This is a genomic window from Paenibacillus mellifer, assembly GCF_023195895.1.
Classification (GTDB): Bacteria; Bacillota; Bacilli; order Paenibacillales; family Paenibacillaceae; genus Fontibacillus; species Fontibacillus mellifer.
Genome location: NZ_JALPRK010000006.1, coordinates 103,322 through 116,658 on the forward strand (window position 1 = coordinate 103,322; position 13,337 = coordinate 116,658).

The following is a 13,337-nucleotide window of genomic DNA, read 5'->3' on the forward strand; positions in this document are numbered from 1 at the left end:
CATTGGAACTCTAGATCCAACCCTTTTTGAACTCTTTTATATTGAGGAAAAATTTAAGGAGCGAGGTGGAGACGTTGCTGTACAAAGACAGATCGAAACCCGTCCCGGAACGAGTGGAGCACTTGCTCGGGCTGATGACATTGGAAGAAAAGGCCGGCCAGCTGGTTCAACCCTTCGGCTGGCAGACCTATGAGCATAACGATGGAGAGATCCAGCTGACCGATTCGTTTAAAGAGCAGGTGCAAAGCGGCGGGATCGGCTCGCTGTACGGCGTGCTGCGCGCCGATCCGTGGACAGGCGTGACGCTGGAAACCGGCTTGTCGCCACGCGAGGGGGCAGAGGCAGTCAACGAAATCCAACGTTATGCCATCGAGAACTCGCGCCTCGGTATTCCGATTCTGATCGGCGAAGAGTGCTCGCACGGCCATATGGCGATCGGAGCTACGGTCTTTCCGGTGCCATTGTCGCTCGGCAGCACCTGGAACGTGGAGCTGTATCGCGAGATGTGCCGGGCGGTGGCCCGGGAGACGCGCAGCCAAGGCGGCGCGGTCACCTATTCGCCGGTCCTCGACGTTGTGCGTGATCCTCGCTGGGGCCGGACCGAAGAGTGTTTTGGCGAAGACGCCTATTTGATCGGCGAAATGGCCGTGGCTTCGGTCGAGGGCTTGCAAGGGGAACGTTTGGACGGAGAGGACAGCGTGGCGGCCACGCTGAAGCACTTTGTCGGCTACGGCAGCTCCGAGGGCGGCCGCAATGCCGGCCCGGTTCATATGGGACGGCGCGAGCTGCTGGAGGTCGACCTGCTGCCGTTCCGCAAGGCGGTGGAAGCCGGCGCGGCTTCGATCATGCCGGCCTACAACGAGATTGACGGCGTTCCGTGCACAACCAATGAGGAATTATTGGATGGCGTTCTGCGCGGCGAGTGGGGTTTTGACGGCATGGTCATTACCGACTGCGGCGCGATCGACATGCTCGCTTCCGGCCACGACGTGGCGGAGGACGGACGGGATGCGGCGATCCAAGCGATTCGGGCGGGCATCGATATGGAGATGTCCGGCGTGATGTTCGGCAAGCACTTGGTGGAGGCGGTACGTTCGGGACAGCTGGAGGAAGATGTGCTCAATCAGGCGGTACGCCGCGTATTGACGCTGAAATTCCGACTGGGGCTGTTCGAACAGCCGTACGCCGACCCGGTGCGGGCTGAGCAGGTGATCGGCAGCACGGAACATGTGGAGCTGGCTCGGCAGTTGGCCAGCGAAGGCATTGTGCTGCTCAAGAATGAAGGCGGCGCGTTGCCACTGTCCGCAGACGCCGGTAAAATCGCCGTCATCGGCCCGAATGCCGATGTGGGCTACAACCAGTTGGGCGACTACACTTCGCCGCAGCCGCGTTCCAAGGTCACGACCGTGCTGGGCGGGATCCGCAGTAAGCTTGCCGGAACGCCGGAGCGGGTGCTGTATGCTCCTGGCTGCCGGATTAATGGCGACTCCCGAGAAGGATTCGACGTGGCTTTGTCTTGCGCGGAACAAGCAGACACGGTGGTTATGGTCGTCGGCGGCTCCAGCGCGCGCGACTTCGGCGAGGGTACGATTGACCTCCGAACCGGTGCATCCAAAGTGACCGGCAATGCGCAGAGCGACATGGATTGCGGCGAAGGCATTGATCGCATGAACCTCAGTTTGTCCGGTGTACAGCTGGAGCTGATTCAAGAAATCCATAAATTGGGTAAACCGCTAGTAGTGGTTTACATCAACGGACGGCCGATTGCTGAGCCTTGGATCGATGAGAACGCCGATGCGATTCTGGAGGCATGGTATCCGGGTCAAGAGGGCGGTCATGCCGTAGCGGATATTCTGTTCGGGGACGTGAATCCTTCCGGACGACTGACCATATCCGTTCCAAAGCATGTCGGACAGATCCCGGTCTACTACCACGGTAAACGATCGCGGGGAAAACGCTACTTGGAAGATGACTCGCAGCCTCGGTACCCGTTTGGCTATGGGCTGAGCTACACCGCTTTCAACTATAGCAACTTAACGGTAGAGTCCGATACGATCGATACGGACGGCACTACGAAGGTGTCGGTAGAAGTGACGAACGTGGGCGACCGGGCTGGCTCGGAAGTGGTACAGATGTACATCTCCGACATTGCAAGTACCGTGACTCGGCCGGCGAAAGAGCTGAAGGGCTTCCGCAAGGTATTCCTGCAGCCGGGCGAGACGCAGACGGTGGAGTTCCAGGTTGGTTCGGAACAGCTGCAGTACATTGGACGGGATTATAAACCGGTGGTGGAGCCGGGAGAATTCCGGGTACATGTCGGTAAAAATGTGAATGATACGCTGAGCGCCAATCTCTTTGTGCGGGAGGGTTAAATAAATGGAACGCATCAGACGTTTTATCCGGGAGTTATCGGAAGCTCAGTGGCTTGATCAGATCGAGCTGCGCGGGTGGGAGATTACTTCTTCCGTCTATCAGGTTCCCGGAAGTTACACCAAGGAAACACCTTATCCGGAGGGGCAAGTCTTCGAGCGGTTCCCGAGCACGCAGGGAACAACGTATTTCTTCCGGACGCAGTTGGAAATCCCGGAAGGATGGCGCGGCGGTCAGGTCGGATTTATCTTTGCTTCCGGCGGAGAAGGACTGCTTCGAATCAACGGCAAATCGGCTCAGGGCCTGGATCGGAATCATACGTTCGTGACGTTGCCGCAGGAGCAAGGACAAGGCTCGCTCTCGCTGGAGATCGAGCTGTATGATCCGATCCCCGAGCCGGTGGATCCGCTGAACCAACAAGCGGTGATTCAACCGCCGATTACGCGGATTGACAGTCGCATGGTACTGGTGAACCGCCCGGTGCAAAGCTTGATGTATACGGCGACGATCGTCCGCGATTCCGCCGTACTGCTGCCGGAGCAGGATTTCCGCCGCACCCGCTTGATCGAGGCGTTGTATGACGCCATGGACGGTTTCGTAGCGCTGGATGCGGAAGCGGTCCGCGAAGGCGGGGCGATTGCTAAGCTGGAGAAGAAGCTCACTGAACGGGTCAAAGCGATCGGCGGCAATGCCGAAGGCCTGATCCAAATGGTCGGCCAATCGCATATCGACATCGCCTGGTTATGGCCGGTGCGGGAGACGGTGCGCAAGACCAGCCGGACATTCTCGACGGTGGATGCGTTGATGCGCGAGTACCCGGAATACCGCTACACGCAAAGCCAACCGCTGTTGTTCGCCTTCCTGAAGGAGAACGACCCCGAGTTGTACGAGCGGGTGAAGGCGCGGATCAAGGAAGGCCGCTGGGAATTGGTTGGCGGCATGTGGGTAGAGCCGGATCTGAACTTGCCAAGCGGCGAATCGCTGATGCGTCAGATGTTGTATGGGCAACGTTTCTATCAGGAGGAGTTTGGATTTACCTCCGAAATCGAATGGCTGCCGGACACATTTGGTTATTGCGCCTCTTTGCCGCAAATCTTGAAGCATGGCGGAATTCGCTATTTCATGACGACCAAGCTGGGTTGGAACGACACCAATGTATTCCCGTACGACCTATTCCATTGGGTGGGCATCGACGGTACGCCGATGTTGTCGTATCTCAACCACGGCGTAAACGAAAACACGCTGCCGAAGGACGTTCATGACCACTGGCAGTCTTATCGCCAGAAAGCCGTTCATCCGGAGCAAATGCTGCTCTACGGACATGGCGACGGCGGCGGCGGGGTCACCCGCGAAATGCTGGAGTACATTAACCGCGCCGAGCTGATGGTAGGTCAGCCGGCGAGCGAATATAGCACGGCGACGGAGTTCTTCGCCAGAATCGAAGCGGCGCAGCCGAAGCTGCCGGCTTGGCACGGCGATCTGTATTTGGAATTGCACCGGGGGACGTATACGACCCACGGGCGCAACAAGCGCAGCAATCGCAAAGCGGAGATTTTGTACCGCGAAGCCGAGCTGTGGAATGCATTGGCCGCTGCGTTGATGCCAGCGGATCAACAACGCGAGGCCCAAAGCACGCTACAGGCGGGCTGGAAGTTGATCCTGTTGAATCAGTTCCACGACATTATCCCGGGTTCGGCGATCACCGAAGCATACGAGACGTCGACGAAAGAATATGTAGAAATTTTTGAGAAAGGCCAAGTTGGACTGCGTCATGGCCTTACGACGCTGGTTGAACAGGTAAAAACCTCCGGCGAAGGTACGCCTTACGTCGTCTTCAACAGCCTTGGCTGGACGCGCGATATGGTCGTGGCACTTCCCGATCAAGTTGATCTCGGCGGCGCGGCTGCTTTCGACGAGCAAGGTACGCGCCTTGAGCTGGACATCCGGACGGATCTTCACGGAGAAGCAGCGGCTTGGGTCCGTGTGCCGCAAGTTCCGGCGCTTGGCTACAGGACGATTTGGCTGCGCTCCGAGGCGGATACAGCGGCAGGAGCGGCGGCGAATTCACCGGCCGGAAGCAAGGTGTTCCAAGGCGAGTGGGAAACGGAATTCTACCGCCTGAAATTCAATGGCCGCGGGGAGATCGTCAGTCTGTGGGATAAGAAAGCGAACCGTGAGGTCGTGAAGTCGGGTGAAAGCGCGAACCGTTTCCACTTCTACCACGACCGTCCGACGCTGTGGGACGCTTGGGACATTGACCCGCGTTATGAACAGCAGCCGGCCGGAGAGGCCGTATTGCTGGAGTGCGGTTTGGTTGCAAGCGGTCCAATCCAGGACGTGTTGCGCTTCCGCTGGAGCATCGGTCAATCGGAAATCACGCAGGATGTGATTCTGTATCATCATGATAAGCGGATTGACTTCCAAACGAAGGTGAGCTGGAACGAAGCCCATAAGCTGCTGAAGGTCGGCTTCCCGATCGATGTCGTTACAGACAAAGCAACTTACGAAATTCCGTTTGGTGCACTGGAACGCCCAACGCATCGCAACACGAGCTGGGAGCAGGCGCAATTTGAGGTGTGCGGACACCGATTCGCCGACGTTTCCGAACGCGGCTACGGCGTCAGCCTTCTGAACGACTGCAAATACGGCTACGACATTCAGGGTAGCACGATGCGTTTGTCACTGCTGCGGGCGCCGAAATGGCCGGATGTGACCGCCGATCTGGGCGAGCACGAGTTTACGTATTCGCTGTATCCGCACCAAGGCGACTGGCAGACGGCTCATACGGTGCGCGCTGCGGCTGAGCTGAATCACACGCCGGTAGTGCTGGCGGCTGGAACGCATGATGGCACGCTCCCTTCCACGGGGACGCTGCTCGGATTTGCGGGCGAGCATGTCGTGCTCGACACGGTGAAACCGGCCGAGGACGGCGACGGCGTGATCCTGCGTCTGTACGAATCGGCAGGCGGCCGCGAGCGCGTAGCGTTGAATTGGCACGATCCGGTTTCGGGCGCGTTCCTGTCCGATGCGCTGGAGCGGGAGCTTGAGCCGCTGGCGATGGACGCTGGGCGGATCGAGCTCGATTTTGCCCCGTATGAGATTAAGACGCTGAAGTTGAAGTAAGATGTGAACATTTGTGGGGGCTCGTGTGGAGGCACGAGAGATTAGCTGGAAAAAGTAACGTTAATTTTGACTGTATCTTGGGATCGGTTGAATTTAACGGGAATTTCTACCGTTAATTTATCGAATATCCGACGACTTGGGCCAAGTAGGCTGAAATAGCAGCACGATTTACCGTTAAATTAACGATTGGCGGGAAATCGGCACATTAGCAGTAGGATTTACCGTTAATCTGATGCTTGCCGCCGGGCCGCCCCCAACCGTTTTAAGCGAAGCCAAATGAAATGACTATAAAGGAGCGAGAAGACAAGCTCATGGAACAATTTAGACTCCCGAAAATACCGATGCCGCAGCTGGAATTGCCGCAAGCCGTCAAGGACGTGCTGGCTGAGGCTGAAACGAAACTGGCGCATCGCCCGAAATTGCTGCAGCTGTTCAAGAACTGTTTTCCGAACACGCTGGAAACAACAACAAAGCTGATGGACGACGGAACGACCTTTGTCATCACCGGTGATATCCCGGCCTCCTGGCTACGCGATTCCGTGGAGCAGGTCATCCACTATGTGCCGTTCGCCAAGAACGATCCCGATTTGCAGCGGATCATCAGCGGGTTAATCAAACGCCACATCAACTATGTGCATATCGATCCCTACGCCAACGCGTTTAACGAATCGGCTAACGATTGGCATTGGAACACGACCGACGTGACGGAGATGTCTCCTTGGGTATGGGAGCGTAAATTCGAAATCGACTCCTTGTGCTTTGTTGTTCGATTGGCTTATACGTACTGGAAGGAAACCGAGCAAACCGATATTTTTGACGCTGGCTTCAAAGCCGCCATGCGGAAAATCTATGAGTTGTTCAAAACCGAGCAGCATCACTTTGAGCAATCACCTTACCGCTTTACCCGCAATAATGGGATCCCAACCGATTCCTTGCGAAACAACGGTTTGGGGATGCCGGTGAACTATACGGGAATGATCTGGTCGGGCTTCCGCTCCAGCGACGACGCCTGCGACTTCCACTACAACATTCCGGGCAACATGTTTGCGGTTGTAACGCTGCGTCAAATGCAGGAATTCGCCGAATGGGTCTTCCGCGACATGGACTTCCTGGGCGAGCTGAAGGAACTGGAGTTCGAGGTCAATCATGGGATCCAGCTGTACGGGATTTATCGCCATCCGGAATTCGGACCGATTTACGCTTACGAAACTGACGGATTTGGCAACTACTGCCTGATGGACGACGCCGGTACGCCGGGACTCATGTCCATTCCGTATCTGGGTTACGTTGGCGCGGATGATCCGATCTATCAAAATACGCGGCGTTTTGCCTTGAGCAAGGAGAACCCGTTCTACTTCGAAGGCAAAGCGGCCAAAGGCATCGGCAGCCCGCATACGCCGGAGAACTACATCTGGCATATGGCCTTGTCGATGCAAGGCATCACGGCGCAAACGAAGGAAGAAAAGCTGGAAATGATCGCAATGCTGGAGGCTACCGACGCGGGTACCGGTTATATGCATGAAGGCTTCCACGCCGACGAACCGAATACCTTTACGCGTAAATGGTTCGCCTGGTCGAACAGCTTGTTCTCGCAGCTAGTGTATCGTGCAATGCAGGAAGGCATTTTGTAAACCTAAAACCAAAGGAGACTTGACCATGAGCAAAATTATCGGCGAAGCCCTGAAAAATATCCCTTGGCAAGAAAAACCGGCCGGTTCGAACGCGCCGGTATGGCGTTACTCCCAGAACCCGATCATCCAGCGGCACGCGATCCCGAACTCCAACAGCGTGTTTAACTCTGCGGTCGTGCCTTTTGAAGGCGGATTTGCCGGCGTATTCCGCTGCGATTCCCGTTCGGTCAGCATGGACATTTTTGCAGGCTTCAGCGACGACGGCGTGAACTGGAAAATCAACCACGAGCCGATCCAATTCGAAGGCGACGAGGAGATCACCAAACGCGAATACCGTTATGACCCGCGCGTCACCCAAATCGGCGACCGTTACTACATCACCTGGTGTAATGGCTACCATGGCCCAACGATCGGGATTGCTTACACAACCGACTTCAAGACATTCCATCAGTTGGAGAACGCCTTCCTGCCGTACAACCGCAATGGCGTGTTGTTCCCGCGTAAAATCGACGGTTACTATGCGATGGTCAGCCGTCCAAGCGACACGGGGCATACGCCATTTGGCGATATTTTCTACAGTGTCAGCCCGGACCTGACGTTCTGGGGCAAACACCGCTACGTCATGGGGACAATTAACGGCGATGCTTCCGCATGGCAATCGAAAAAAATCGGTCCAGGACCGGTTCCGATCGAAACCGACCAAGGTTGGCTGTTAATCTACCACGGCGTTATCAATACTTGCAACGGCTTCGTATACCGCATGGGCTGCGCCCTGCTCGACATCGACAAGCCATGGATCGTCAAAGCGCGTTCGCGCAACTACATCCTCGGCCCGGAAGAGCTGTATGAATTAGTTGGCGACGTGCCGAACGTCACCTTCCCTTGCGCAGCATTGACCGACGCCGAGACCGGCCGCATCGCTATCTATTATGGCTGCGCCGATACGGTAACCGGCCTCGCGTTCACCACCGTGGACGAGCTGCTGAAGTATATGGAAGAATATCCGCTGGAGACGGAAGCGTAAGCCGTCTGTGGCGATATCAAACCACGGAGGAAAGTGGGGGGTTAGATCAATGAGCAAACAGAGAACGGCCCATATCATTTCCCATACACACTGGGATCGGGAATGGTATTTGCCTTACGAGAAACATCACGTTCGCCTGGTGGAGCTGGTGGACGCACTGCTGGATAAATTGGACGGCGATTCGGCGTTCCGCAGCTTTTACCTTGACGGTCAAACGATTATTCTTGAGGATTACCTGCAGGTACGACCGGAGAACAAGAAACGTTTGGAAAAATATATCCGCGAAGGCCGTATCCTAATCGGGCCTTGGTACATTCTGCAGGATGCGTTCCTGACGAGTGGCGAAGCGAATGTCCGCAACATGCAAATCGGCCACCAGGACGCGTTAAAATACGGTACTCCGGCTAAGATCGGTTATTTCCCCGACACCTTCGGCCTCGTCGGGCAAATCCCGCAGCTGATGCAGCAGTCCGGGATCGGGAACGCCTTCTTTGGCCGCGGGGTGAAGCCAACCGGCTTCAATAATACCGTGTCGGACGGCGGGTACGAGTCTTCCTTCTCAGAACTCATCTGGGAAGGGCCGGACGGCTCCAAGGTGCTCGGTATCTTGTTCGCCAACTGGTATTCCAACGGCAACGAAGTGCCGGTGGATGAGACGGAAGCGAAGGCGTTCTGGGATCGCAAGTTGGCGGACGCGGAGAAATACGCAGCCACGGGCGAGTTGCTGTTCATGAACGGCTGTGACCATCAGCCTCTGCAACTGGATCTGCCAGAGGCGATCCGTACGGCGGAGAAGCTGTACCCGGATACGAAGTTCGTTCATTCGAACTTCCCAGAATATTTGAACGAGCTGGAATCGGCGCTGGAAGGCCGCGAGCTGTCCACGGTGAAGGGCGAACTGCGCAGTCAACGTACGGATGGCTGGGGCACCCTTGTGAACACCGCTTCCGCACGCGTGTACTTGAAACAAATGAACCAGGAAGGCCAAGCCTTGCTGGAGAAAGTTGCCGAGCCGCTCGCCTCGATGGCGAACCTGCTCGGGAAGGATTACCCGCATCACCTGTTTACGTATGCGTGGAAAACGTTGATGCAGAACCATCCGCATGACAGCATCTGCGGATGCAGCGTAGACGAGGTTCACCGCGAGATGGTCACCCGCTTCGCGAAGAGCCGCCACGTTGCCGAGGCGCTCATCGACGACAGCAAGCGGGTGATCGCCGATGCAGTGAACACCTCCGTCTTCGCTCAGTATGGCGAAGACCCGTTGCCGCTGGTCGTGTTCAACACGACCGGCTGGAACCGTACGGGCACGGTGTCCATTGAGCTGGACGCCGCCCGCCTGTATTTACGTGACGGCCTTGGCCTTGAAGAGACCGGCCGCCGCATGAAGGCGGTGGACCTGTCGGGCCGCGAACTGGTCGACGAGCAGGGGAACACAGTGCCTTGCAAGGCGGAGGACCTCGGGCTGCTGTTCGGCTACGATTTGCCGGACGACAAGTTCCGCCAGCCGTACATGTGCCGCCGTGTGAAGCTGACATTCCAAGCGGCGGACGTCGCTGCTCTGGGCTTGCGCACCTACGCTTGGGTACGCCGGAAATCGGTAGCGGCAACGGCGAAGCCGGCTTCTTTGTTCACCGGTCACTGGGTGATGGAGAATGCGAACCTGAAGGTGGAAATCGCGGAAGACGGATCCTTCGTGATGACGGATAAAGCGACGGGTCAGGTGTATCGCGATCTTGGCGTGTATGAGAATACTGGGGATATCGGGAACGAGTACATGTACAAGCAGCCGGAAGGCGAAAAGGCGTTGACCACGAAAGGACTGGCGGCCCAAATCCGCGTGCTGGAGGATGCTCCTTACCGCGCTTCCGTGGAAGTGTGCCACGACTGGGAAATTCCGGTGTCGGCCGATGAGAAGCTGGACGAGGAAAAACGCGAGTTAGTGTATTATCCGCACCGCAAAGCGAAGCGCAGCAGCAAGCTGACGACGTTGAAGCTCCGCACGGTCATTTCGCTGGAAGCCGCCGGCAAGGGCATTCACATCGAAACGACGATCGACAACACGGCGAAGGACCATCGGATTCGCGCCCTGTTCCCAACGGATCTGAAAGCCTCGATGCATCAGGTGGATTCCATGTTTGAGATCGCCGAACGCAGCATCGAGCCGGCGCCGGAATGGGAAAATCCGAGCAACACCCAGCATCAACAAGCGTTCGTGGACGTAAGGGGCGAAGGAGCCGGCTTGACGGTGGCCAACCTCGGCTTGAACGAATACGAGGTGTTGCGTGACGGTCGGAACACGATCGCGGTTACACTGCTTCGCTCCGTGGGCGAACTCGGCGACTGGGGCTTGTTCCCGACGCCGGAAGCCCAGTGTCTGGGCGTACACACCGCACGGATGGAGCTGATCCCGCATAACGGCGACGGCATCGCGTCCGGCGCCTTTACGGAAGCGTACCAGTTCCAGATTCCGTGGACGGTCAGCCAGACGGAAATGCATGCGGGCACGTTGACCCCGGCGTACGCGCCGTTCCAATGGGAAGGCCAGGAGCTGGCGTTCTCCTCGCTCAAAATGAACGAGGCGACCGGCGACCTGCTGCTGCGTTGGTACAACATGAGCAAGCAGTCTTCGGAGCTGACGCTTGGTTTGAACATTCCGCATGAGCATTTCTATAAAACAACGATTCTCGAGGAAGAAGCGGCACCGCTGGCCAAGAGCGCGGCAGGATGTCTGTCCCTGTTGGCCGGTCCGTGCGAAATCGTCACGATCGGGATTCGCCGGTAATTCGGGGGACCTCTGCTGAACCTAGACCGGGAAGAGGGATTAAAGGTTATCCTGCCATGACTTGTAATGGCGGGGTAACCTTTTTGTTTTGTCTTTGGGAGCTCTTTTGCACGATTATCCCTTTTGTTCAGGAACCTGATTCCATCTGATTCAAGGGGATAATCGTGCAAAGCTCCCACACAGCAAGAGGTGGCCCAGCTCATTAAAAAATGAGGTATACGAAAGTATACCTCACTGTAGATGAATCTGAGTTAGACCTCTTCCCAGATGCGCCGCACGTTGTCGAAGGCGATGCGCGTGCCTTGGCGGCAGTCCTCCATGCCTTCGTATTCGATGGAGAGGTAGCCGTCGTAGCCGGACGCCTTTACGATGCGCAGGATCTCCCACAGGTCGAGGTCGCCTTGACCGGCGATGGCGCCTCGCAGGTACTGGCCACCCGCGCTGCGGAACCATCCGGCACCGGGGTTGCGGTTCTCGGGCCGAACGTAAAAGTCCTTGATGTGAACCATCGAGGCGTAGCCGATGTTCTTCTTTACAGCGATGACGGGGTTCTCGTCAACGCAAACGAAGTTGCCGATGTCGAGCGTCGTTTTGTAGTTGGGCCGGTCGACGGCATGGATCACTGCTTGCACCCGGTCGCTGGCCTGCACGTAGTAGCCGTGGTTTTCCAGGCTAGTCGTGATCCCGTACTGTGCGGCATAATCGGCGATCTCCCGGCAGGCGTTCGCGATCCGCGGCAGGTCTTCCTGGAACCGGACGATCGAGGTGTCCGGCCGGGAGGCGACGTCGTGCCGCATCAGCTTGGCGCCCAGGGCATGGGCGTGGTCGACCTCGCGTTTGACGCGGGCGATCTCCGCCGCGTAAGCCTCCTCCGAATCCACGATGAAGTTAGCGCCAATCGCATAGTTGGACACGACGATGCCGGCCTGCGCCGCGCGCTCACGGATTTGCTCGATCAGCCCGGGATTTTCAACGAAGTTAAACCCCAGCGGCACGATTTCGATATGCTCGCCGCCGATACTGGCGACCCAATCGATAACCTCAAGCAAGGACATCGATCCGGCTTGCATCGCTTGATAGAGACTGTATGAACTGACTCCCAGTTTCATAAATGGTCCATCTCCTTTAGTGGTAGTTCCCAGACGATTTTTCCAATGCGAAGCGAAGAATGGGGGTTTCAGCTAGCTAACGGACTCCAGAAGCGTTATTTGCCGGTTTTGGAGTGATTAGCTTATTTAACGGACCGAGGAGACCTTATTTCGAATGGAGCAGGTAAAATGGCTTTTGGTTGGGCCTTATAGGGTCGCTGGAGTCCGTTACGGCGGGGAATCGCCAGGAAATAAGCAAATAAGGTCATTTGGGTCCGTTACGTGCAGCTGTGGAGAGACCGGCCGGCTCCCGTGGGGCTGCGAACCGCGAGACCGGTCGGTCCAGTAGCACGGGTCGATCCGGTAGCACCGGACGGTCCGGTAGGAGCGGCCGTCCGTCTCCCGATCCCTCCGTGGGGTAACTAGCCTCGAAACGACTGGATAAACTTCACCGCCTGGCGGATATCCTCCTCCGGGTGGTCGCCCACTTCGCGTTCGATCGTCAGGTAGCCGGTATAGCCGATTTCTTGCAGGGCGGCGAAGTAGGCCGAGAAGTCAACGCTTCCTGCTCCGAGCGGTACCTCCTCAAAGCCTGCTCCGTTGCCAGCCATTTCGGCGATTTTCTCGTGGCTCATCGCATCGTAGCCGAGGAAGCCGTACACGTCTCGCGGATCGACCGGACGGCGGCGGATGCCGTCTTTGACATGCGTGTGGACGATGTAATCCCGAAGCGTCTTAACGCCTTGGACCGGGTCATCTCCCGTGACCATCACCATGTTGGCCGGGTCAAAATTGACGGAAACGCCGTTGGTGGTGAGGGTGTCTAGGAAGCTTTTGAGATGAGCGGCGGGTTCGGGTCCGGTTTCGATGGCAAAATAAGCGTTCAGGCTCTTGGCATAAACGCCCAGCTCCTCGCAAGCCTGCTGCATGGCCGCGTAAATCGGGCTGTTGGTGTCCTCCGGCACGATGCCGATATGCGTGGTTACCACGTTGGTGCCCAGCTCCACTGCCAGATCGAGAATTCGCTTCGACTTTTCGATTTTGGCTGGATTGGCCGCAGCGTCCTGAAACCCATGGCCAGCCAAGTCGCCGCAAAGGGCGGAGATCTCAAGCCCCAGGCTGTCGATGTAATCGCGCAGCTCCTTGCGCTTGGGTCCAATCAGGACCGCCGGGTCCATCTCGCCGGAAACGGCATAAATCTGTACGCCTTCGGCCCCGGTCGCCTTCGCCTTTTTCAAGCCTTCCTTCACGCTTACGCCAAAGCTGTCGACGATAATACCGATTTTGTTGTTCAGCTTCATTCCGTTCGCGCCTCC

The 13,337-nt window shown here is 57.1% G+C and carries 7 protein-coding genes; 5 read left to right on the top strand and 2 right to left on the bottom strand.

Going from position 1 to position 13,337, the window contains the following annotated elements; translation table 11 throughout:
* Positions 1 to 74: 74 nt before the first annotated feature.
* The 5 genes from M0651_RS08885 to M0651_RS08905 all read left to right on the top strand — a co-directional run bounded on the left by M0651_RS08885 (position 75) and on the right by M0651_RS08905 (position 10,933).
* Entirely contained in the window at positions 75 to 2,372 is a 2,298-nt protein-coding gene (locus M0651_RS08885; RefSeq protein WP_248551487.1) for a glycoside hydrolase family 3 N-terminal domain-containing protein, read from the top strand.
* 4 nt (positions 2,373 to 2,376) lie between these two features.
* Complete coding sequence (locus M0651_RS08890) at positions 2,377 to 5,493, top strand: alpha-mannosidase (RefSeq protein WP_248551488.1); 3,117 nt, start codon at positions 2,377 to 2,379, stop codon at positions 5,491 to 5,493.
* 311 nt (positions 5,494 to 5,804) lie between these two features.
* Entirely contained in the window at positions 5,805 to 7,124 is a 1,320-nt protein-coding gene (locus M0651_RS08895; protein WP_248551489.1) for a glycoside hydrolase family 125 protein, read from the top strand.
* Positions 7,125 to 7,149: 25 nt separating this feature from the next.
* The gene (locus M0651_RS08900) at positions 7,150 to 8,148 is read left to right on the top strand and encodes a glycoside hydrolase family 130 protein (RefSeq protein WP_248551490.1); all 999 of its coding nucleotides are present in this window, start codon (positions 7,150 to 7,152) and stop codon (positions 8,146 to 8,148) included.
* Positions 8,149 to 8,197: 49 nt separating this feature from the next.
* Entirely contained in the window at positions 8,198 to 10,933 is a 2,736-nt protein-coding gene (locus tag M0651_RS08905) for an alpha-mannosidase (protein ID WP_248551491.1), read from the top strand.
* 251 nt (positions 10,934 to 11,184) lie between these two features.
* On the opposite strand, the gene M0651_RS08910 is transcribed toward M0651_RS08905, so the two are convergent.
* Positions 11,185 to 12,042, bottom strand: coding sequence for a sugar phosphate isomerase/epimerase family protein (locus M0651_RS08910; RefSeq protein WP_248551492.1), 858 nt, complete (start codon positions 12,040 to 12,042; stop codon positions 11,185 to 11,187).
* A 401-nt stretch (positions 12,043 to 12,443) separates the two neighbouring features.
* Positions 12,444 to 13,322 carry a sugar phosphate isomerase/epimerase family protein gene (locus M0651_RS08915; RefSeq protein ID WP_248551493.1) on the bottom strand — a complete coding sequence of 293 codons (879 nt, stop codon included), beginning with the start codon at positions 13,320 to 13,322 and terminating at the stop codon, positions 12,444 to 12,446.
* Positions 13,323 to 13,337: the final 15 nt, after the last annotated feature.